We start from the raw sequence: 21,731 nt of genomic DNA, 5'->3' as shown, positions 1-21,731 counted from the left end.
CCTTACATAAAGCGTGAGGCCAGTTCCTTCATGATCTCGTTGGTGCCGCCATAGATGCGCGCGACTCTCGCGTCGGCATAGAGCTCGGCGATCGGGTACTCCATCATGTAGCCGTAGCCGCCGAACAGCTGCAGGCATTCGTCCATCACCTGGCAGGCCAGCTCGGTGCTCCAGGCCTTGGCCAGCGCGGCGCGCGCCGCATCCAGCTCGCCCTTCAGATGCGCGGCCATGCAGGCGTCGACGAAGGCGCGCGCGGCCAGCAGCTGGCCCTGCACCTCGGCCAGCTTGAAGCGGGTGTTCTGGAACTCCCAGACGCTCTTGCCGAAGGCCTTGCGCTCCTTGGTATAGGCGATGGTTTCCTCCAGCGCCCGCTCCATCGCGCCCACCGCGCTGACCGCGATGATCAGGCGCTCCTGGGGCAGCTCCTGCATCAGCTGGAAGAAGCCCTGCCCCTCCAGACCTGTGTCACCACCCAGCAGATTGGCGGCCGGCACCTTGACCTTGTCGAAGAACAGCTCCGAGGTGTCCTGCGCCTTCATGCCGATCTTGTCCAGATTGCGGCCGCGCCGGTAGCCCTCGACCAGGCTGCCGTCCGCGTTCTCCACCTCGGCGACGATCAGCGAGATGCCCTTGGCGCCCTTTGTTTCCTCGCCGCCGGTCTTGCAGACCACGATGATGAGGTTGGCGTTCTGGCCGTTGGTGATGAAGACCTTCTGGCCGGAGAGCAGATAGTGATCGCCTTCCCCGTCCGTCACATGCCTGGCCGTGGTGCGCACGCTCTGCAAATCGCTGCCGGTGCCGGGCTCGGTCATCGCGATCGCGCCGACCAGCTCGCCCTTGGCCATGCGCGGCAACCAGCGGGCCTTCTGTTCCTCGCTGCCGTAATGCAGGATGTAGGGCGCGACGATGGCCGAATGCAGGCCGCCGCCGAAGCCGCTCAGGTTGGCCTTGGCCTGCTCCAAGAGGATCACCGCGTCATGGCCGAAGTCGCCGCCCCCGCCGCCGTACCGCTCGGGCATCGAGGCGCACAGCAGGCCGTTGGCGCCGGCCTCCAGCCAGGTGTCGCGGCCCATCATGCCGGCCTCGCGCCACTCGGCCGCGCGCGGCACCCAGCGCTGCCTGAAGAAGCGCGCCACCGCGTCCTGCAGCATGCGGTGCTCGTCGTTCATCCAGCTGGAAGGAAACAGCGGCAGGCTCATCGTTTGTGCTCCTGTGCGGCCAGCTGCTGGCGCACGGTCTGGTTGATCAGGCGCAGCTCGGCCAGGGTGGCGTCGATATGGGCGCGCTTTTCCTCCAGCTCGGCGATCGCGGCATCGGTGCGCTCCAAGGTCCATTGCAGCTGCCTGGCGCGGCCCTCGCCATGGGCGCCGTAGAGATCCAGGTAATGCTTGATCTCGGCCAGGCTGGAGCCGATGGCCTTGGCGCGCAGGATGATCTTCAGCCGCGCGCGGTCGCGCTGCGTGTAGACCCGCGCGCCGTTGACCCGGCGCGGCTGCAGCAGCTGCTTGTCCTCGTAGAAACGGATCGCGCGCGGCGACAGGCCGAACTCGGCGCAGAGCTCGGTGATGCCGTAGAGCTGCTCCTGCGGCGCGCTGGCGCTGGTCGAAGCCAGCATCTCCAGCGCCGCGGCCTTGGCTCTTCTATCCATCTCAGTTCTCCACGACGCTTCGCGGCTCCTGCGGCGCGGGGAAGCCGTTCAATCCAGCGGCGCCCGAGGATCCGGCTCTGCCGGGCCTTCGGGCGTGCCCCCTTGAGGGGGCGCGCGCAGCGCGTAGGGAGTGGGCCATCACACCACCCGCTGCAGCTTCATCGCGATGCCCATATCGCCCGACACCCTGATCTTGCCCATCATGAAGGCGTTCATCGGGTTGAGCTCGCCCTGCAGCAGCGCGGCCAGGTTCGCGCGCGTGATGGCCACGGTGCAGTCGGCCTCGCGGTCGGCGTTGCCGACCTGGTTGGGCGCGGCCTTGGCATCGACCACGACCACGCCGTCGCTGCCGCAGTCGAACTTCAGCACGGCGTCCAGGCCGCTGTCCTCGCCGACCTTGCTGCGAATGGCTTCGGTGATGGCTTGCATGTCCATGAGGGTTCCCCGCTTGCTTGGTCTGTTGGCCGCCATGCTAGGCCGCGGCCGCGAGCGCCGTCCTGCTGGTATTCACCAATATGAAAGCAAGGTGACGTTAACGGAAGCTCGAGGCCACGAAGGGCAATCAGGAGCCGGCATGGATCTTGAGCGGTACCGCAGCGTGTTCAAGCCGGGCCTGTTCGCCGGTCGGCGCCTCTGGGTCACCGGCGGCGGCTCGGGGATAGGCCGCTGCGTCGCGCATGAGCTGGCGGCCCTGGGCGCGCGGGTGCTGATCTCGGGGCGCAGCGCCGACAAGCTGGAACGCGTGGCGGCCGAGATTGCCGAGGATGGCGGCAGCTGCGAATGGCGTGCCTTCGACATCCGCGACGAGGAGGCGGTGAAGGCCAATGTCGCCGCCGCGCTGGCGCGGGGCGGGCCGATCACGGGGCTCGTGAACAACGCCGGCGGCCAGTTCCCCGCGCCGCTGGCGGCGATCAGCAAGCGCGGTTTCGAGGCCGTGGTCGCGAGCAACCTGACCGGCGGCTTCCTGATGATGCGCGAGCTGTTCACGCAATGCCTGCAGGCGCAGGGCGGCGCCATCGTCAACATGACGGCCGCCTTCCGCAACGGCATGCCCGGCATGGCGCACAGCGGCGCGGCGCGCGCCGGCATGAGCAATCTGACGATGAGCGCGGCGGTCGAATGGGCGGCCAGCGGTGTGCGGGTCAATGCGGTGGCGCCGGGCTGGGTGGCGTCCAGCGGCATGGACAGCTATGGCGAGGCGCTGCGGCCGATGATCCGCCGGCTGAAGGACCATGTGCCGCTGCGCCGCCTGGCCGGCGAGGCCGAGATCAGCGCGGCCATCGTCTTCCTGCTCTCGCCGGCGGCGGCCTTCATCACCGGTGTCACGCTGCAGATCGACGGCGGCGCCGCGCTGGCGAGCGCGGTGTTTCCATCGCAGGACCATCAGCGCTCCCGGCCCTTCGAGGGCTTCCACCGCGCCGTGACGCCCGAGGTGCTGAAGTGAGCGTGATCGCCTCCAGCCTGAACCCGAAGTCTGCCGCCTTCCAGGCCAATGCGCGGCGCATGGCCGAGCGCCTGGCCGAAGTGCGGGCGCTGGAGGCCAAGGTCGTCGCCGAATCGGAGCGCAAGCGCGACAAGTTCGAGGCCAAGGGCCAGCTCCTGCCGCGCGAGCGCGTCGCGCGGCTGCTGGACCGCGGCAGCGGCTTCCTGGAGCTGTCCAGCCTGGCGGGGCTGGGCATGCACGACGACGACGGCAGGGTGTCCGTGCAGGGCGGCGGTGCCATCGTCGGCATCGGTCTGGTGGCGGGCAAGCGCGTGCTGGTCTCGGCCAGCGACAGCGCGATCAAGGGCGGCACGGTGCCGCCGATGGGCCTGAGGAAGGCCCTGCGCGCCCAGCAGATCGCGCTGGAGAACCGTCTGCCGCTGATCTACCTGGTCGAGAGCGGCGGCGCCAATCTGCTGTACCAGGCCGAGATGTTCGTCGAGGGCGGGCGCAGCTTCGCCAACCAGGCGCGGCTGTCGGCCGCCGGCATCCCGCAGATCGCGGTGGTGCATGGCTCCTCCACCGCGGGCGGCGCCTACCTGCCGGGGCTGTCGGACTACGTGATCCTGGTCAAGGGGCGCTCCAGCATCTATCTGGCCGGCCCGCCGCTGGTGAAGGCCGCGATCGGCGAGGCGGCGACGGACGAGGAGTTGGGCGGCGCCGAGCTGCACGCGCGCATCACCGGCCTGGGCGAGTACCTGGCCGAGGACGACGCGCACGCGATCGCGCTGGCCCGCGAGCTGCTGGACAAGCTGCCCTGGGATTGCGCCGCGCCGGCGCCTGCGGCGCCGGCTCCTTTGTACCCGGCCGAGGAGTTGCTGGGCGTGGTGCCGCAGGACGAGCGCGAGCCCTACGACGCGCGCGAGATCATCGCCCGCCTGGTGGACGGCTCGGACTGGCTGGAGTTCAAGGCGCTGTACGGCGCGGACACGCTCTGCGGCCATGCCCGCATCGAGGGCCAGGCGGTGGGCATCGTGGCCAACAACGGCCCGATCCAGCCGCAGGGCTCGACCAAGGCCGCGCAGTTCATCCAGCTCTGCGATCAGGCCGGCCTGCCCCTCGTCTTCTTGCAGAACACCACCGGCTATATGGTGGGCCGCGAGGCCGAAGCCCAGGGCGCGATCAAGCATGGCGCCAAGATGATCCAGGCGGTGGCCAATGCGCGGGTGCCCAAGTTCAGCATCGTCGTCGGCGGCAGCTTCGGCGCCGGCAACTACGGCATGTGCGGCCGCGGCTTCGATCCGCGCTTCATCTTCAGCTGGCCCTCGGCCCGCACCGCGGTGATGGGCGGGGCCCAGGCGGCCCAGGTGATGGAGATCGTCAACCGCAGCAAGCTGGAGAGGCAGGGCCTGCCGGTCGCCGATGCGTCGCTGGCGGCCCTGGCCGCGCAGAGCGAACAGCTGCGCGCGCGCATCGAGCGCGAATCCCATGTGCTGTTCGGCACCGCGCGATTGTGGGACGACGGCGTGATCGACCCGCGCGACACGCGCGCGCTGCTGGCCCTGTGCCTCACGCTGGCGCGCGAGGCGGCGGCGCGGGATCTCAGGCCCAACAGCTTCGGCGTGGCCCGGCTGTAAGGAACAAGGAGGCAGGCATCATGCAATGGACCGCAGAACATCGAGCGCTCTACGACATGGTGGCGAAGTTCGTCGCCAAGGAGCTGAATCCCCATGTGCCGGCCTGGGAGCTGGCCGAGCAGTTCCCGGCCCATGAGGTCTTCAGGAAGCTCGGCGACCTGGGCCTCCTGGGCTTGAAGTACCCGGCGGAATACGGCGGCCAGGGCCTGGACTTCGGCTACTCGATGGTGATGGCCGAGGCCCTGGGAACCTGCGACTGCGCCGGCGTGCCGATGGGCATCGGCGTGCACACCGACATGTGCACGCCGGCGCTGGCCCGCTTCGGCTCGGACGAACTGCGGCGCGAGTTCCTGGCCCCGTCGATCGCCGGCGACTATGTGGGCTGCCTGGGCGTCTCCGAGCCCGGCGGCGGCTCGGACGTGGCGGCCGTCAAGACCCGGGCGACGCAGGACGGCGGCGACTACCTGATCAACGGCACGAAGATGTGGATCACCAACGGCATGCAGGCCGACTGGTGCTGCCTGCTGGCCAATACCTCCGAAGGCCCGGTGCACCAGAACAAGAGCCTGATCATCGTGCCGCTGGATGCGCCGGGCATCACGCGGCAGAAAATCCACAAGATCGGCATGAACGCGTCGGACACGGCCCAGCTGTTCTTCGACAATGTGCGCGTGCCGCGGCGCCATCTGATCGGCCGGGAGGGGCAGGGCTTCGGCCTGCAGATGCTGCAGTTCCAGGAGGAGCGGCTGTGGGGCACGGCCTCGACCTTGGCGAACCTGGACCGGCTGATCGACCTGACGATCGCCTACGCGCGCGAGCGCCGGGCCTTCGGCAAGGCCATCCTCGACAACCAGGTCGTGCATTTCCGCCTGGCCGAGCTGCGCACCGAGGTGGAGGCGCTGCGCGCGCTGAGCTACCGCGCGGTGGAGGCCTATGTGGCCGGCCAGGACGTCACCAAGCTGGCCTCGATGGCCAAGCTGAAGTGCGGACGCCTGTCCCGCGAGGTGGCGGACAGCTGCCTGCAGTACTGGGGCGGCATGGGCTATACCCGCGACAACCCGATCGGCCGGAGCTTCCGCGACGGCCGCCTGGTGTCGATCGGCGCCGGGGCGGACGAGGTGATGCTCTCGATCATCTGCAAGCTCGAGGGCACCCTGCCCAAGGGTGGGCATTGAATGATGACGGGCGGGTCATGTTTCACAAGATCCTGATTGCCAACAGGGGCGAGATCGCCTGCCGCGTGATCCGCACGGCGCGGGCGCTGGGCTATCGCACGGTGGCGGTATTCAGCGAAGCCGATGCCCGGGCGCCCCATGTGACCCTGGCCGACGAGGCGCTGTGCATCGGCGCGGCGCCGGCCGCGCAGTCCTATCTGGACATCGGCGCGATCCTGGAGGCCGCCAGGCGCAGTGCTGCCGATGCGCTCCATCCGGGCTATGGCTTCCTGTCGGAGCGCTCCGACTTTGCGGCAGCCTGCGTCGAGAAGGGCCTCGTCTTCATCGGGCCAGCCGCCGCCAGCATCGCGGCGATGGGCGACAAGGCGCGCGCCAAGCGCCTGATGCAGGCAGCCGGCGTGCCCTGCGTGCCGGGCAGCGAGGACCCGGCGCAGGCAGGGGCGGTCGGATTTCCGCTGCTGGTCAAGGCGGTGGCCGGTGGCGGCGGGCGCGGCATGCGACTGGTGCAGGGGGCCGAGGAGCTGCCGGCGGCGCTGCGGGATGCTCGCCTCGAAGCCGAACGCGCCTTCGGCGACGGCCGCCTGATGCTGGAGCGCCTGATCACGCGCGGCCGGCATGTCGAGGTCCAGGTCTTCGCCGACGCGCATGGCCATATCGTCCATCTCGGCGAGCGCGACTGCACGAGCCAGCGCCGGCGCCAGAAGGTGATCGAGGAGGCGCCCGCGCCGGGCTTGAGCGCCGCGCAGCGCGAGGCGCTGGGACGCGATGCGGTAGCGGCGGCCAGGGCGGTTGACTACCGTGGCGCCGGCACGGTGGAATTCATCCTCGACGCGGACAGTGGCGCGCATTTCTTTCTGGAGATGAATACGCGGCTGCAGGTCGAGCATCCGGTGACCGAGGCGCTGACGGGCCTGGACCTGGTCGAGTGGCAGCTGCGCGTCGCGGCCGGCGAGCCGCTGCCCCTGCAGCAGGACGAGGTCCGTTTCATGGGCCATGCGATCGAGGCACGGCTTTATGCCGAGGACCCCTATGCAGGCTTCGCGCCGCAGACCGGCCGCATCGCCTGGTGGCGGCCCGAGATCGCCGCGTGCCGGCCCGGCGTGCGCATCGATCATGGTGTCGCCGAGGGCGACGAGGTCACGCCCTGCTACGACGCGATGGTGGCCAAGCTGATCGTCCATGGCTGTGATCGGGCGGATGCCGTCCGCCGGCTGGTTGCCGTGCTGGAGGATGCTCCGCTGCTGGGTGTGGCCAGCAACGGCCACTTCCTGCGCGAGCTACTGCTGCATCCGGACTTCCGCGCGGCGCGCCTGCACACGCGCAGCCTGGACGAATGGGCCGAGACGGGCATCCTGCGGGCGCCGCGGCCCGGCGCGGAAGACTGGCTGATCGCGGCGGCGCTGCTGGCCCTGCCCGGCGATGCGCCGGCCGTGGCGCGGCCGGCGGGGGTCGCGTTTCACGACTTGGTGCTGTGCTGCGGCGATGAGCGGCGCCGCTGGCGCGCCAGCACGGCGGGCCGCATGGTCACGCTGGTGGCGCAGGGGCGGACGCACCGGGTCGAGCTGCTCGGCCGGGACGCCGAGGGCCGGCAGATCCTGGCGCTGGACGGGCTGCACTGCAAGCGCGTCGCGCTGCGCCGCACGGGCGAGCTGCATCTGGCCGCCGCGGATGCTGCGGTCTTCGTCTTCAGCGAGCCCTCGGCCTGTCCCGGGACCCGCGGCGCCGCCGATCCCGGCCGTGCGCGGGCGCCGGTGGCCGGCCTGGTGGCCCAGCTGATGGTGCGGGTGGGCGACACCGTGGCCGAGGGCCAGGCCTTGCTTAGCGTCGAGGCGATGAAGATGGAGATGTGGCTGACAGCGGGCCGCGCCGGCCGCGTCAGGGCCGTGCATGTCGGCCCGCGCGACGCGGTCGCGGCCGGCGCGCTGCTGGTCGAACTTGAGGACTGACAGGCATGGACAAGGCGATCCTGACTTGCGCGCTGACCGGCGTTCTGACCGACCCGCGCCAGCATCCGGTGCCGGTGACGCCGGCCCAGATGGCGGCCGAGGCGCGCGCCGCCTTCGAGGCCGGCGCCGCGGTGATGCATGTGCATCTGCGCCGCCAGGAGGAGGGCATGGGTCATCTGCCCAGCTGGGACCCGGACCTGGCCGAGGCCGTGGTCGCTGCGATCCGCGCCGCCTGCCCCGGCGTCATCATCAACCTGACGACCGGCGTAATCGGCGCCGACATCGCCGGCCCGGCCGCCTGCATCCGGCGCGTGCGGCCAGAGATCGCCGCCTGCAATGCCGGCAGCCTCAACTATCTGAAGCTAAAGGACGATGGCCGCTGGGCCTGGCCGCCGATGGTGTTCGACAACCCGGTGGACAAGGTGCAGGCCTTTCTGGATGTGATGGCCGAGTGCGGCACGCATCCCGAGTTCGAATGCTTCGACCTGGGCATCCTGCGCTCGGTGGGTATGTACCTGAAGGCGGGGATGTTCGCGGGCGTGCCCGAGTACAACTTCGTGATGGGCGTGGCCTCGGGCATGCCCTGCGATGCGGAGTTGCTGGCCCTCTTGCCGCGCTGGCTGGCGCCCGGCGCGGTCTGGCAGACGACATTGATCGGCCGCGCCGAGATCTGGCCGGTGCACCAGAAGACCGCCGAGCTGGGCGGCATGCTGCGCACGGGCCTGGAGGACAGCTTCTATCTGCCGGACGGCGAACGCGCGCGCGGCAATGGCGAGCTGATCGAGGCCCTGGCGGCCTGCGCGCGCCGTGCCGGGCGCGCGGTCGCCAACCCGGCCGAGGCGCGTGCGCTGCTGGGGCTGAACTAGCGGCCGGATTTGCGCGCCGCCTTGCGCGCCTTCTGCTCTTCCAGGCGCTGGGCCTCGGCCAGCTCTCCGGCGGCGCTCCAGGCGGCAAACTCCTCGGGCGTCTCGATCGTGATGCGGCCCAGCGTGCCCTGGCGGAACTCGTACATCAGAATCTCGGCCGCCTTCTGCAGATTGACCCGGCCGCCGCTGAGCACGGCGCCGCGCTTCCTGCCCAGCTGCTCCAGCAGTTCCTCGTCGGCCCAGGCCGGGTCGACCTCCAGTTTGTAGCGCTCCAGCAGCAGCGGCGCGTAATGCCGGCGCAGATAGGCCAGCAGTTCCACCGCCACTTCCTCCTCGACGAAGGCGTTGCGGCCCACCGCGCCGCTGGCGGCCAGGTTGAAGCCGACCTGGGGTACGGTGATCTTGGGCCACAGCATGCCGGGCGTGTCGAACAGGTAGAAGTCGTTCTCCAGCACCAGTTTCTGCTCGACCTTGGTGATGCCGGGCTCGTCGCCGGTCTTGGTGGCGCGCTTGCCCATCAGGGTGTTGATCAGGGTGGACTTGCCGACATTGGGGATGCCGCAGATCAGCACGCGCAGCGGCTTGGCCATGCCGCCGCGGTTCGGCGCCAGCTCGCGGCAGGCGCTCATCAGGGCCTTGGCGGGCGCGACGATGCTGGCGTCCAGCCCGATCGCGCGGGTCGCGGGCAGGGCGTTGTAGTAGACCAGCCACTCGGCCGTGCGCGCCGGATCGGCCAGGTCCTGCTTGTTCAAGAGCTTCAGGCTGGGCTTGCCCTCGGTCAGTTGGGCCAGCAGCGGGTTGCGGCTGGAGCCGGGCAGGCGGGCGTCCAGCAGCTCGATCACCACGTCCAGCCCCGCCTTCATGCGGTCCTTGATCGCGTAACGGGTCGAATTCATATGACCCGGGAACCACTGGATGGCCATCGTCTGTCTGCTCGGCTGGGATAGGAAAGCGCCGATTGTCCCCGGCCCGGCGTGTGAAATTGGGCTGGGAAGCGGCTTCTTTTCTCAAGTTCGGCGCGGCGCGGCCGATATCGAGGCAAGAATCCGGGCATCCCGCCTGCCGACCACGGAGCTTTCGCCATGGCCATCAGCCTGTCCACCGCCTTGTCCGGCATGTCCGCCGCCCAAGAGCGGCTGCGCGCCTCGGCCCACAATGTGGCCAATCTGCAGACGCCCGGCTTCCGGTCGGAGCGCGTGGCGGCCAGCAGCCTGCCGGACGAGGGCGGCGTGGCCACCCGTACCGAACGCGCGCAGCAGGTCGAGGTGTCGGCCGAGCGGGAGCTGGTGGAGCAGCGCAGCGCCACCTACAGCTTCGTGGCCAATCTGCGCGTATTGCAAACTCAGATCCGGGCCGACGGAACTTTGCTCGACATCAAGGCTTAAGGTTATAAGAAGCGGCTATTTGCTGCGGCGCGGCGGGCTTCGTTAAAATCGCGGGTTATTACTTAAGGCCCGCTCATGAGTGCTTTCAACGAAGAACAGGTGCTGAGCGTCCGTCACTGGACCGACCGGCTGTTCAGCTTCACCACCACCCGCGACACCGCGTTCCGTTTCCAGAACGGGCATTTCACGATGCTGGGCCTGAAGGTCGAGGGTCGCCCGCTGCTGCGCGCCTACAGCGTGGCCAGTGCCAATCACGAGGAACATCTGGAGTTCTTCAGCATCAAGGTGGCGGACGGCCCGCTGACCTCGCGCCTGCAGCATCTGCAGCCGGGCGACAAGCTGCTGATCGGCCGCAAGCCCACCGGCACCCTGCTGACCGACTACCTGCACCCCGGCAAGAACCTCTGGCTGCTGGCCACCGGCACCGGCCTGGCGCCCTTCCTGAGCCTGATCCGCGATCCGGCCACCTATGAGCGCTTCGAGAAGGTCATCCTGGTGCATGGCTGCCGCCATGTGGACGAGCTGGCCTACCAGGACCTGATCACCAAGGAGCTGCACGAGCACGAGTTCCTGGGCGAGTTCGCCAGCCAGCAGCTGCTGTACTACCCGACCGTGACCCGCGAGCCCTTCCGCAACCAGGGCCGCATCACGACCTTGCTGGAGCAGGGCAAGATCGAGGCCGATCTGGGCCTGCCCAAGCTGGACGTGGCCAACGACCGCGTGATGATCTGCGGCAGCCCCGGCATGCTGAAGGACCTGAAGGTGATGCTGGAAGCGCGCGGCTTCGAGGAAGGCTCGACGCAGAAGCCTGGCGACTTCGTGATCGAACGTGCCTTCGCCGAACAGTAAGTAGATACTTACTTTATAAGTCAGGGGCTCGCACCAAGTGCGGGCCCTTTGTCTTTGCGGCTACCGATCCAGCCACAGCTGCTCAAGGTCCTGGAAGCGCCAGGAGGCCGGCGGCTCCACGCCGACGATCTTGTCGGCCGCGGCCGGGTCGGCCAGGTCCAGTTCGAAGGCCGGGCTGAGCCGGTGCTGGTCCTCGACGGTGTAGAACACCTTGACCCTGGGCTTGAGCAGCGACGCGCTGCCCTGGGCGACGATCACCGCCAGCCGGTCCGACTGCAGCCGCACCAGCGAGCCGACCGGGTAGATGCCGACCGCCTTGACGAAGTGCTGGAAGATCTGGGCGTCGAACTGGCCCTTGGCCTGGGCCATATGGCGCATCGCCTCGCCCGGGTCCCAGGGCGCGCGATAGGGGCGGCGCGAGGTGACGGCGTCGTAGACATCGCAGATCGCCGCCATGCGCGCCAGCGGCGCGATCTTGGCGCCGGGCAGCGCGTCGGGGTAGCCGCTGCCATCCATGCGCTCGTGGTGGTGCAGCACGGCATCCAGCACGGCGGCGCTGAAGCCGCCCTCCTTGAGCAGCATCTCGTGGCCGCGCCGCGCATGGGTCTGCAGCAGGGCCATTTCCTCGTCGTTCAGCCGGCCTGGCTTGTTCAGCAGCTCGGGCGCGACCGCGGTGATGGCCGCCTTGCCGGTGTCCAGCAGCAGGCCCGCCAGGCCGGCCTCGCGCACCTTGTCGTCGGGCAGGCCCATCTGGCGCGCCAGACCCACCATCAGCGCGCAGGTGGCCACCGCGTGCATATAGGTGTAGTCGTCCACGGTCTTGAGCCGTGCGAGGCTGATCAGCGCGCTGGGCTTGTCGCTGACCGAGCTCATCACGTCCTCGACCACCGGCACGCAGGTCCGGGCGTCCAGGGCCTGGCCCAGGCGGGCCTGCTGGAACAGCTCCACCACGGCGCCCAGCGAGCGCCGGCTGACGTCCAGCGCGGCGCTGTACTGCGGGCCGGCGCTGGCGATGGCGGGATGGGCCGGTGGCAGCGCAGCGGCCGGCTCGGCGGGGGCGGCCGCGCTGCCCGGCGGTGGCGGCGTGGCCTCGGCGGGCTCGGGCGCCACGTCCAGGCCCTGGTCGGTGTCGATCACCACCTCGGCGATGCCGGCCTCGCGGATGCGCTCGATGTCGCGCGCGTCGCGCAGCATGAAGCGGGAGCGCCAGAAGGGGTGGCTTATCCAGGAGCCACTCAGCTGGTGGAGAAACATGCCCAGGCGCAGCTGGTGAGTGGGGATCGTTTTCAGCACGGCCGCGAGCATGCCAGCAATTGGCGTGTCGATCGGCGAGTCGGTTTCCATTGCGCGGCAGCGGTGTGCAATTTGTTGCACCACCGCGCGGGTCCGGCGCGGCCCGCGCAGCGTGCGGGCCCCGGAGGAGTCGCCGGGCCTCTGGCCGCGCCGGCCTCAGCCGCGCGCCAGACGCGCCGCGCGCCGCAGGGCCACGGCGTCGGGCGGGGTGTCGCTGGACTGGCCCTGCAGACGGAACACGCTGACCGAGTTGGCCACCTCCTGCGCCTTCTCGTTGAGCCCCAGGGCCGCGGCCGACACCTGCTCCACCAGCGCGGCATTCTGCTGCGTCAGGCTGTCGAGTTGGGCCACCGCGGTATTGATCTGGTCCATGCCCTGCATCTGCTCGCTCATGCCCTGGCTGATGCGGGTGATCAGGCCATGCACCTCTTCCACCGCATGCTGCACCTCGCCCATCGCGCGGCTGGCGTTCTGCACCTGGGTGCCGCCCTCGGAGACGCGCTCGCTGGAGGCCTGGATCAGGCCGCGCACCTCCTTGGCGGCCTCGGAGGTGCGCTGCGCCAGCGTGCGCACCTCGGCCGCGACGACCGCGAAGCCGCGCCCCTGCTCGCCGGCGCGCGCCGCCTCCACCGCGGCGTTCAGCGCCAGGATGTTGGTCTGGAAGGCGATGCTGTCGACCACCTGGATGATGTCGGCGATGCGGGCCGAGGCCTCGTTGATGTTCTGCATGGTGGCGGCGACGGCCTGCACCGCGGCGGCGCTGCGCTGGCTGACCTCGCGCGCCGCGCCGGCCTGGGCGGCGGCATTGGCGGCCATCTCGGTGCTGGCATGCACGGTGCTGGTGATCTGCTCCATCGAGGAGGCGGTCTGCTGCAGATTGCTGGCCTGGGTCTCGGTGCGGCCCGACAGGTCCTGGTTGCCGGCCGAGATGGCCTGCGAGCCCTGGCGCACCTGCATCACGCCGATGCGGGCGTCGCGCACGATGGACATCAGATTGACGTTGAGCTGGGCCAGCGCCGCGGTGGCACGGCCGATCTCGTCGCGCCGCGTGCTCTTGATGTGCTGGGTCAGATCGCCCGCGGCGATGCGGTTGGCGAAGCGCACCAGCGATTCGATCGGCGCGATCGCGGCGCCGCGCAGGTACCAGCCGCCCAGCAGGGCGAGCACCGCCAGGCCCAGGGCGCCGGCACCGACGGCCCAGGAGCCCGTACCGGCCAGCCACAGGCCCAGCGACAGCCCCATCAGCCCGGCCAGCAGCACGGTCAAGCTCATGCGCGTGCCCAGGCTCAGGCGCAGCGCCTCGCGCAGCCGGCCGCCCAGCGAGCCGTCGACCAACTGACCCTGGCGCAGCTTCAGCGCGCCCTGTTCGCCCTGCTGGCGCATGCGCGCATAGAGCGCTTCGGCGGCCTCCACGTCCTGGCGCTCGGGCTCGGTGCGCACCGACATGAAGCCGTTGGGCTGGCCGCGCTCGTCCAGCAGCGGCGTCACATTGGCCTGCACCCAGTAGTGATCGCCGTCCTTGCGCCGGTTCTTCACCATGGCCGACCAGGGCTGGCCGCTCTGGATGGTTTCCCACATGTCGCGGAAGGCTTCGGGCGGCATGTCCGGGTGGCGGATCATGTTGTGGGGCTGGCCCAGCAATTCGTCACGCGGGAAGCCGCTGACCACGACGAAGGCGCTGTTGCAGTAAAGAATGCGCCCTTGCAGATCGGTGGTGGAGACCAGGGTCTCGCCGGTCGGGAACGGGAACTCCCGCTGGGTCACGGGCCCATTGTTGCGCATGAAGACACCCCCTGTTGCCGTACCGCGGAGCGCGGCGAAAGCTGTCCGGTGGCGCATGCGGGCTCTGTGGCCCATCGCATGCGCAGCGCGAGCATAGCGGCGCGTCATGGGGCACGACAAATACTTTTTGTTGCAAAGCGACGAAGCCCGCCATGGGCGGGCCTCGTGAAAGGGCTGGGCTCGGCGCCGCCCTGCCGGCGGAACGCCGGTGCCGAGCGTCAGTCCTCGTTGCGGAACACCAGCTTGACCTCATGGGTCTGCTTCTCGCCGCTGGCCTCGAAGCGCCAGTCCATCAGCGCGCGGGTCACGGCCTTGTCGAACACGCGGCGCGGCTCGGCTTCGACGATGGCCACCTCGGTGACCTTGCCTTCGCCGTCGATCGACAGCTTGGCCTTGACCACGCCGCTGGTGATCGACTGCTGCGCGGCCTCGCGCGGGAACTCGGGCGGCACCTTCTTGACGACCTTGGGCGTCGAGGCCTGGGCGGCCAGGCCGACGGCCAGCGCGGCGGCGGCCAGGAACTTGAGCGTGGAGAACTGTTGTTTCATGCGGGAGCTCGTGAGTGCGATGAAAAATCCGGGGGTGTCGGTTCAGGCGGACGTGGGCGTGGCGCGGAAGAAGCCGACCGCGTCCAGCAGGCGCGAGGAGCTCTGCTTGAGTTCGTCGGTCGAGCGGCTCAGCTCGTCCACCAGCGTGGTGTTCTGCTGGGTGGTCTGGTCCAGCTCGTTCATCGCGCTGTTGACCACGCCGACGCCGGCGGCCTGCTCCTGGGCCGAATGCGAGATCTCCTCGATCAGCTGGCCCATGTTGTTGACCTCGTCGACCACCGAGCGGATCGTCGCGCCGGCGTTGTTGACCAGCTCGGTGCCGGCCTCGACCTTGACGGACGATTCCTGGATCAGCACCTTGATCTCCTTGGCGGCCTGGGCGCTGCGCGAGGCCAGCGCGCGCACCTCGGAGGCGACGACCGCGAAGCCCTTGCCATGCTCGCCGGCGCGCGCCGCCTCGACCGCGGCGTTCAGCGCCAGGATGTTGGTCTGGAAGGCGATGCCGTCGATCACGCCGATGATGTCGCCGATCTTCTTGGAACTCTGGCTGATCGCCTGCATCGTGGTGACGACCTCGGTCACCACCGCGCCGCCGGCCGAGGCCGACTGGCGCGCCTTGTTGGCGATGCCGGCGGCCTTGCGGGTCAGCTGGCTGGCGCCGTTCAGGTTCGAGGCGATCTGCTCCACCGAGGCGGCGGTGTTCTGCAGGCTGGAGGCGGAGCGCGCGGTGCGGTCCGACAGGTCCTGGTTGCTGCCGGCGATCAGGCCGGAGTTGTGCGCCACCTCGCCGGCGGCCGAGCTGACGCTCTGCACCACGCCCGACAGCGCCACCTGCATGTCGCGCATCGCGGCCAGCATCTGCGACAGCTCGTCGCTGCCCTCGACCTCGATGCGCTGGGTCAGGTCGCCCGCGGCGATCGCCTGGGCGGCGGTCTGGGCCTTGCGGGCCGGCAGCACGATGGAGCGGGCGATCGTGAAGCCGCCGACGCCGCCGATGGCCACCGCCGCGACCACCAGCACCAGGGTCACCAGCACCGAGTTGCGCGCCAGTTCGCCGCCGGAGACGGCCAGGTTGCGGGCGTTGTCGAACTGCAGATCGACCAGCCCCTTCAGGCCGTTCTGGTAGGCGGTCTGGGCGGGGCGCACGTCGGTGATCAGGCTCTCGCGCGACTCGTCCGGATTGCCGGCCTCGGCCACCTTGCGGAACTTGGCGGCGGCGGCCAGGAACTTGAGCTCGGTGTCGCGCACCTGGGCGATCAGCTCCTTTTCCTTGGCGTCGCTGCCGGCGCCCAGGCTGGCCAGCTGCTTCTCGGTGTCGGCCACGGCCTCGTCGATGGCGGCGTTCTGGCGCTTGATCTGGCGCGCCTCGTCCAGCAGGATCAGGTCGCGCGCGGCGCGGGCGATCACATTGACATTGCCTTCCAGCGCATTGGCCGCGGCAATCTTCACAAGACTGGTGTTGGCCATGCTGTCCAGGTCGCGGGCCAGGCGGCTGGCGTTGTGGGCGCCGAAGGCGCCGATCGCGATCAGCAACAGGACGAGCAGGGCGTAGCTGACGGCCAGTCGATGGCTGATGCGCAGCTGTGTCAGAAACCTCATCGGAAGATCCCTCGGTTCGATCATTGACTTCGAAAGCCCGCGGTAACGGGTGCAGCCCGGACTATCGGGGCGAACGACCCCCGCTTTAGGGGGTGTCTCGAAGGTGCCGCGGAGGCACGTGACAAAGATCGCGGTTACAACCGGAAACCTAGGGTTAACACCGGCCGACGCGCGGCGCATGCGGTTGCCGGGGTCAGGTCTTGCGAGGCAAGACCTGACGCTGTCGATCTGCGTTCCGGCTTGCTAGCGGTGCCGCAGCACGTCCAGAGGCCGCACGTCGCCGGCCTGGTTGCCCCAGGCGTTGCGCAGATAGCTGGCCAGGGCGGCCAGTTCGCGATCGTTCAGCACGCCGGCGAAGGGCGGCATGCCGAAGGGGCGCGGATTGCCGGCGGTGGCCGGGGCGAAGCCGCCGCGCTGGATGACGCGCAGCAGGTTGGCGCTGGAGTCCATGGTCACGGTGCGGCTGCCGGCCAGGGCCGGATAGATGCCCGGCACGCCCTGACCCTGCGCGCCGTGGCAGGAGGCGCAATGCTGCTCGTAGAGCTTGGCGCCCAGTTCGCGCAGGGCCGGGTCGGGGCGCGGCGGCTTGGCGCGCGGTCGCGTCTGCAGGGACAGGCCGCGCAGATAGGTCGCCATCGCCTCCAGATCGTCCTCGCCGAGATGCTGGGTGCTGCCCAGCACCACCTCGCCCATCGGGCCCAGGGCCGTGGCGTGCGCGTTGCGGCCGGTCTGCAGCCATTGGCGCAGCTCGGCCGCGCTCCAGCGCGCCACGCCGGCCTCGGACGGGTCATGCAGCGAGGGGGCATGCCAGCCCAGTTCCTGCAGCATGCCGCCGCTGAAGTCGGCCGGCCCGCCGTTGGCGCCCAGGCCGTTGCGCGGCGCATGGCAGGCGCTGCAATGGCCCAGGCCCTGCACCAGGTAGGCGCCGCGGTTCCAGGAAGCGCCGTGACCGGGGTCGGGCGTGAACACCGCGGGGCGGAAGTAGAGCGCGCGCCAGACGGCCAGCGCGGCCTGGGTGTCGTAGGGGAAGCGCAGCTCGTGCGGCCGGTTCGGACGGGTCACCGGCGCCAGGCTGCGCAGGTAGGCGTAGAGCGCGTCGCTGTCGGCGCGCGTCACCAGCGCGTAGTTGGTGTAGGGGAAGGCGGGCGTCAGGAGCCGGCCGTCGCGGCCGCGGCCGTTGTGCAGCGCGCGCCAGAACTCGTCGGCCGACCAGGCGCCCAGGCCGGTGGAGGGGTCGGGGGTCAGATTGGGGGCGAACACGCTGCCGAAGGGCGTGGGCACGGCGCGGCCGCCGGCATAGGGCTGGCCGCCGCGCTCGGTGTGGCAGCCCATGCAGTTGCCGGCACGGGCCAGGTAGGCGCCGCGTTCGACCAGGGCCGGCGTGATCGCCAGTGGCGTCGGGGAGGGCGGCTGCTCGTCCAGGCGGTTCAGGGCCCAGAGCGTCGCCAGCGCCGCCAGCGTCGCGCCCAGCAGGGTGCCGGCCGCCAGCAGCAGGCCCAGTCGCCGCTTCACCGCAGGTCTCCGCATTCGACCGGCAGCGGGCCGCCGAAGCCGGCCGCCGGCTTGGCACCGCCGGCCGGCAGGGCCTGGGCGGACAGCCATTGCGAGACGGCATTGATCTCATCGGGACGCAGCCGGCGGGCGATCTCGGCCATGCAGTCGGGCGCGACGGCGCGGCGCTGGCCGCTGCGCCAGGCGCCCAGCTGGCCGTTCAGATAGTCGCGCGGCAGTCCCAGCAGGCCCGGCACGAAGGGCTGGACCCCGGTCAGGCGTTCGCCATGGCATTGCACGCAGGCCGGGATGCCGCGCGCCTTGTCGCCCTGCTGCACCAGGGCCCGGCCGCGCGCCAGCGCGGCGGCGTCCAGCGTCGGGGCCTGCGGCGGGCCGTAGGGCAGGTCCAGCGCGGCGAAATGACCGGCCAGCTCGTGCAGATAGGCATCGGACAGCGGCGCGACCAGCTCGCTCATCAGGCCGTAGTCGCGCCGGCCGTCGCGGAAGTTCAGCAGCTGCTTGTACAGGTAGCCTTGCGGCTTGCCGGCCAGGCGCGGGTAATAGCCGTCGGCCGCGGCGCGACCCTCCTTGCCATGGCACAGGGTGCAGGCCTGGGCGCGCTGGGCCAGGCTGTCCTCGACCCGGGGCGGCACGGCGCCGCCCGGGCCGGCGAGCAGCAGGGCCAGGAGCAGCGGGAGGACATGGATCGCTCTCATCGGGCCCGATGGTGCCCGCGCCGGGCCGGGACGGGAAGGAGCAGATCAGCCAAGTTGCGACCCTATCAGCCGGCCCAGCCTTGCCATCGCCCGCTCCAGCACGGGCGTCCAGGGCTGGCCGGAGTTCAGGCGCAGGCAGTGGCGGAAGGCGCCGCCGGCCGAGAACATCGGCCCCGGCGCCAGGCTGATGCCCTCGGCCAGGGCCGGCCCATGCAGGGCCAGGCTGTCGCAGCCGGCGGGCAGCTCCACCCAGAGGAAATAGCCGCCCTGCGGCCGGCTCACCCGGGTGGCCGGCGGGAAATGGCGGGCGATGGCGTCCAGCATGGCCTGCTGCTGGCGCGCCAGGCTGCGGCGCAGCGCGCGCAGGTGGCGATCGAAGTCGCCGCCCTGCAGGTATTGCGCGACCGCGGCCTGGGCCGGCCAGGAGCCCGACAGGCTCTGGCTCTGCCTGGCGCGCAGCAGGGCCGGCGCCAGGCGGCCGGCCGCCACCCAGCCGACCCGGTAGCCGGGTGCCAGGCTCTTCGAGAAGGAGCCGCAGTGCAGCACCGGCACCTCGCCCTCGAAGGCCTTGGCCGGCAGCGGCGGCGCGCCCGCATGCTGCAGCTCGGCATAGACATCGTCCTCGATCAGCGGGATGCCATGGCGCTCCAGCAGCGCCGCCAGGGCGCGCTTGCGGTCCGGCGGCATCAGGCTGCCGAGCGGATTCTGGAAGCTCGTCATCAGCCAGCAGGCCTTGGGCGCATGGCGCGCGATCAGCCGCGCCAGCGCGTCCAGGTCGGCGCCCTCGGCCGGGTCGGTGGGCAGCTCGATGGCGCGCAGCCCCAGGCGTTCCAGGGCCTGCAGCGCCGCGTAGAAGCAGGGCGATTCGATCAGCACCGCATCGCCGGGGCGGGTCAGCAGCTGCAGGCTCAGGTTCAGCCCCTCCAGCGCGCCGTTGGTCAGCACGATCTCCTCGGGCGCCACCGTCAGGCCCTGGCGCAGATAGCGCAGCGCGATCTGGCGGCGCAGCTCCTCGTGGCCCAGCGGGACTTCGGCGGTCAGCTGGGCCGGGCGGGTCAAGCGCGCGCCGGCCGCCAGCGCGCGGCGCAGCGCATCCAGCGGGAACAGCGCGGGGCTGGGGAAGGCCGAGCCGAAGGGGGCCTGCAGGGCCTGGCCGCCGCTGCCCAGCAGTTGGAACACCAGCTCGCTGACGGCCACCGGGCGCGGCCGGCCGCTGGGTCGGGCCGCTGCCGGCCGTGGCGCGGGCGGGGGCGCGACGAAATAGCCGGAACGTTCGGCCGCGCGCACCAGGCCGCGCGACTCCAGCAGGTAATAGGCCTGGAACACGGTGGCGGCGCTGCAGCCGCGCGCGGCCTGGGTCTGGCGCACCGAGGGCAGGCGCTCGCCGGGGCGCAGGGTGCCGCCGGCGATCAGGCCGGCGATCTCCTCGGCCAGCAGCCGGTAGCGCGGCATCGCCGCCTTCTTGTTGTTCACCGCGTGCCGAAGATTGCGGTGCCCACCCGCACCAGGGTGGCCCCCTCGGCAATGGCGGCCTCCAGATCGGCGCTCATGCCCATCGACAGGGTATCCAGGGCCAGGTCTTGCGTGGCGTTCAGTTCGGCCAGCAGGCGCGCCAGCGCGCGGTGCGGCGGCCGCTGCGCCGCGACGTCGGCGGCCGGCTCGGGGATGGCCATCAGGCCGCGCAGGCGCAGCCGTGGCAGCGCCGCCACCGCGCCGGCCAGCGCCGGCAGCTCGGCCACCGAGCAGCCGCTCTTGCTGGCCTCGCCGCTGATATTGACCTGCAGGCAGACCTGCAGCGGCGGCATTCCGGCCGGGCGCTGCGCCGACAGGCGCTCGGCGATCTTCAACCGGTCCACGCTGTGCACCCAGTCGAAGGCCTCGGCCACCGCGCGCGTCTTGTTGCTCTGCAGCGGGCCGATCAGATGCCATTCGAGCCGGCCGCGCAGGTCGGCCAGCTGCGCGATCTTGTCCAGACCCTCCTGCACATAGTTCTCGCCGAAGCGATGCTCGCCGGCGGCATGGGCGGCGCGCACGGCGTCGCCTGGAAACGTCTTGCTGACAGCCAGCAGCGTGACGCTTTGCACGGGGCGACCGACGGTCTTGCAAGCACTTGTGATGCGCTGATGGAGCTGTTGTAAGTTCTCGGAGATCGTCGCCATAATGGCCTTCAGCTATTCGCCTTCCTCATGGATATCACCCAACTGCTGGCATTCTCGGTCAAGAACAAGGCCTCCGACCTGCATCTCTCGGCCGGACTGCCGCCGATGATTCGGGTGCATGGCGATGTGCGCCGCATCAATGTCGAGGCGCTGGAGCACCGGCAGGTGCACGACATGGTGTACGACATCATGAGCGACTCGCAGCGCAAGGCCTACGAAGAGACCTTGGAGTGCGACTTCTCGTTCGAGATCCAGGGCCTGGCGCGCTTTCGCGTCAATGCCTTCAACCAGAACCGGGGCGCCGGCGCCGTGTTCCGGACCATTCCGTCCAAGATCCTGACCTTGGAGCAGCTGAACGCGCCCAAGGTCTTCGCCGATCTGGCGCTGAAGCCGCGCGGCCTGGTGCTGGTGACCGGTCCGACGGGCTCGGGCAAGTCGACCACGCTGGCCGGCATGGTCAATCACCTGAACGAGAACGAGTATGGCCACATCCTCACCATCGAGGATCCGATCGAGTTCGTGCATGAATCGAAGAAGAGCCTGATCAACCAGCGCGAGGTCGGGCCGCACACGCTGAGTTTCGCCAACGCGCTGCGCTCGGCGCTGCGCGAGGACCCGGACGCGGTGCTGGTGGGCGAAATGCGCGACCTGGAAACCATCCGCCTGGCGCTGACCGCGGCCGAGACCGGCCACCTGGTGTTCGGCACCCTGCACACCTCCTCGGCGGCCAAGACCGTGGACCGCATCGTCGACGTGTTTCCGGCGGCCGAGAAGGAAATGGTGCGGGCGATGGTGTCGGAGTCGCTGGTGGCGGTGATCTCGCAAAGCCTGTGCAAACTCAAGGACGGCACCGGCCGGGTCGCGGCGCACGAGATCATGCTGGGCACCTCGGCGATCCGCAATCTGATCCGCGAAAACAAGGTGGCACAGATGTACTCGGCCATCCAGACCGGCAACAGCCTGGGCATGCAGACCCTGGACCAGAACCTCACCGATCTGGTGAGGCGCAACATCATCTCGCCCGCCGAGGCGCGCTCCAAGGCGAAGTTCCCGGACAACTTCCCCGGGTGATTGGGAGCCCCGGCCCGGCGGGTACGTCGGGCCACCCCCCGAGGGGGTGCAATCCGATGCGGGCCGTGGCCCGTATCGGATTGCAGCGCGGGCCGGCTTGGGGCGGCCCGGCGCTCGGCCCGTAGCGGCTATCGAACTGGAGA

The 21,731-nt window shown here is 70.2% G+C and carries 20 protein-coding genes; 8 read left to right on the top strand and 12 right to left on the bottom strand.

Annotated elements, in window-relative coordinates:
• Nucleotides 1–2: 2 nt before the first annotated feature.
• The 3 genes from AC07OQ_RS08745 to AC07OQ_RS08735 all read right to left on the bottom strand — a co-directional run bounded on the left by AC07OQ_RS08745 (nt 3) and on the right by AC07OQ_RS08735 (nt 2,083).
• Nucleotides 3–1,199 carry an acyl-CoA dehydrogenase family protein gene (locus tag AC07OQ_RS08745; protein ID WP_495052720.1) on the bottom strand — a complete coding sequence of 399 codons (1,197 nt, stop codon included), beginning with the start codon at nt 1,197–1,199 and terminating at the stop codon, nt 3–5.
• Complete coding sequence (locus AC07OQ_RS08740; RefSeq protein WP_495052719.1) at nt 1,196–1,648, bottom strand: MerR family transcriptional regulator; 453 nt, start codon at nt 1,646–1,648, stop codon at nt 1,196–1,198. Before AC07OQ_RS08740 ends, AC07OQ_RS08745 begins: the two co-directional genes overlap by 4 nt.
• A gap of 138 nt (nt 1,649–1,786) precedes the next feature.
• Nucleotides 1,787–2,083, bottom strand: coding sequence for an SCP2 sterol-binding domain-containing protein (locus AC07OQ_RS08735; RefSeq protein WP_495052718.1), 297 nt, complete (start codon nt 2,081–2,083; stop codon nt 1,787–1,789).
• Nucleotides 2,084–2,222: 139 nt separating this feature from the next.
• On the opposite strand from AC07OQ_RS08735, the gene AC07OQ_RS08730 reads away from it, so the two are divergent.
• The 5 genes from AC07OQ_RS08730 to AC07OQ_RS08710 are packed head-to-tail and all read left to right on the top strand — an operon-like array spanning nt 2,223 to nt 8,695.
• Nucleotides 2,223–3,092 (top strand): SDR family oxidoreductase, encoded by an 870-nt coding sequence (locus tag AC07OQ_RS08730; RefSeq protein ID WP_495052717.1) that lies wholly within the window; start codon nt 2,223–2,225, stop codon nt 3,090–3,092.
• The gene (locus AC07OQ_RS08725; protein ID WP_495052716.1) at nt 3,089–4,708 is read left to right on the top strand and encodes an acyl-CoA carboxylase subunit beta; all 1,620 of its coding nucleotides are present in this window, start codon (nt 3,089–3,091) and stop codon (nt 4,706–4,708) included. The genes AC07OQ_RS08730 and AC07OQ_RS08725 overlap by 4 nt, the downstream gene beginning before the upstream one ends.
• Nucleotides 4,709–4,728: 20 nt before the next feature.
• The gene (locus AC07OQ_RS08720; protein WP_495052715.1) at nt 4,729–5,883 is read left to right on the top strand and encodes an acyl-CoA dehydrogenase family protein; all 1,155 of its coding nucleotides are present in this window, start codon (nt 4,729–4,731) and stop codon (nt 5,881–5,883) included.
• A gap of 17 nt (nt 5,884–5,900) precedes the next feature.
• Nucleotides 5,901–7,829, top strand: a complete 1,929-nt coding sequence (locus tag AC07OQ_RS08715; RefSeq protein WP_495052714.1) for an acetyl/propionyl/methylcrotonyl-CoA carboxylase subunit alpha — start codon at nt 5,901–5,903, stop codon at nt 7,827–7,829.
• Nucleotides 7,830–7,834: 5 nt separating this feature from the next.
• Entirely contained in the window at nt 7,835–8,695 is an 861-nt protein-coding gene (locus tag AC07OQ_RS08710) for a beta-keto acid cleavage family enzyme (RefSeq protein ID WP_495052713.1), read from the top strand.
• Here the strand turns inward: AC07OQ_RS08710 and ylqF are convergent.
• Complete coding sequence (gene ylqF / locus AC07OQ_RS08705) at nt 8,692–9,618, bottom strand: ribosome biogenesis GTPase YlqF (protein ID WP_495052712.1); 927 nt, start codon at nt 9,616–9,618, stop codon at nt 8,692–8,694. The two genes, AC07OQ_RS08710 and ylqF, sit on opposite strands and share 4 nt — an antisense overlap.
• 159 nt (nt 9,619–9,777) lie before the next feature.
• Between ylqF and AC07OQ_RS08700 the strand changes: the two genes are divergently transcribed.
• On the top strand, nt 9,778–10,080 hold the full coding sequence (locus tag AC07OQ_RS08700) for a flagellar basal body protein (protein WP_495052711.1): 303 nt from the start codon (nt 9,778–9,780) through the stop codon (nt 10,078–10,080).
• 75 nt (nt 10,081–10,155) lie between these two features.
• A complete protein-coding gene (locus AC07OQ_RS08695) occupies nt 10,156–10,929 on the top strand; it encodes a ferredoxin--NADP reductase (protein WP_495052710.1) in 774 nt (257 codons plus the stop codon).
• Between the two features lie 60 nt (nt 10,930–10,989).
• Here the strand turns inward: AC07OQ_RS08695 and AC07OQ_RS08690 are convergent, their stop codons facing one another.
• The 8 genes from AC07OQ_RS08690 to AC07OQ_RS08655 all read right to left on the bottom strand — a co-directional run bounded on the left by AC07OQ_RS08690 (nt 10,990) and on the right by AC07OQ_RS08655 (nt 20,517).
• The gene (locus tag AC07OQ_RS08690) at nt 10,990–12,222 is read right to left on the bottom strand and encodes an HD-GYP domain-containing protein (RefSeq protein WP_495052709.1); all 1,233 of its coding nucleotides are present in this window, start codon (nt 12,220–12,222) and stop codon (nt 10,990–10,992) included.
• A 156-nt stretch (nt 12,223–12,378) separates the two neighbouring features.
• Nucleotides 12,379–13,986 carry a methyl-accepting chemotaxis protein gene (locus AC07OQ_RS08685; RefSeq protein ID WP_495052708.1) on the bottom strand — a complete coding sequence of 536 codons (1,608 nt, stop codon included), beginning with the start codon at nt 13,984–13,986 and terminating at the stop codon, nt 12,379–12,381.
• Between the two features lie 236 nt (nt 13,987–14,222).
• A complete protein-coding gene (locus AC07OQ_RS08680; protein ID WP_495052707.1) occupies nt 14,223–14,552 on the bottom strand; it encodes an energy transducer TonB in 330 nt (109 codons plus the stop codon).
• 42 nt (nt 14,553–14,594) lie between these two features.
• Nucleotides 14,595–16,151 (bottom strand): methyl-accepting chemotaxis protein, encoded by a 1,557-nt coding sequence (locus AC07OQ_RS08675; protein ID WP_495052706.1) that lies wholly within the window; start codon nt 16,149–16,151, stop codon nt 14,595–14,597.
• Nucleotides 16,152–16,394: 243 nt separating this feature from the next.
• Entirely contained in the window at nt 16,395–17,663 is a 1,269-nt protein-coding gene (locus tag AC07OQ_RS08670; RefSeq protein ID WP_495052705.1) for a cytochrome c, read from the bottom strand.
• On the bottom strand, nt 17,660–18,358 hold the full coding sequence (locus AC07OQ_RS08665; protein WP_495052704.1) for a c-type cytochrome: 699 nt from the start codon (nt 18,356–18,358) through the stop codon (nt 17,660–17,662). The genes AC07OQ_RS08670 and AC07OQ_RS08665 overlap by 4 nt, the downstream gene beginning before the upstream one ends.
• Before the next feature lie 45 nt (nt 18,359–18,403).
• Nucleotides 18,404–19,810, bottom strand: coding sequence for an aminotransferase-like domain-containing protein (locus tag AC07OQ_RS08660; protein WP_495052791.1), 1,407 nt, complete (start codon nt 19,808–19,810; stop codon nt 18,404–18,406).
• 17 nt (nt 19,811–19,827) lie between these two features.
• On the bottom strand, nt 19,828–20,517 hold the full coding sequence (locus AC07OQ_RS08655) for a YggS family pyridoxal phosphate-dependent enzyme (protein WP_495052703.1): 690 nt from the start codon (nt 20,515–20,517) through the stop codon (nt 19,828–19,830).
• A 27-nt stretch (nt 20,518–20,544) separates the two neighbouring features.
• On the opposite strand from AC07OQ_RS08655, the gene AC07OQ_RS08650 reads away from it, so the two are divergent.
• Nucleotides 20,545–21,588, top strand: a complete 1,044-nt coding sequence (locus AC07OQ_RS08650) for a type IV pilus twitching motility protein PilT (RefSeq protein WP_495052702.1) — start codon at nt 20,545–20,547, stop codon at nt 21,586–21,588.
• Nucleotides 21,589–21,731: the final 143 nt, after the last annotated feature.

Source organism: Roseateles sp. GW821-FHT09B06 (assembly GCF_059418245.1).
This window is presented reverse-complemented; position numbering and strand designations above follow the sequence as displayed.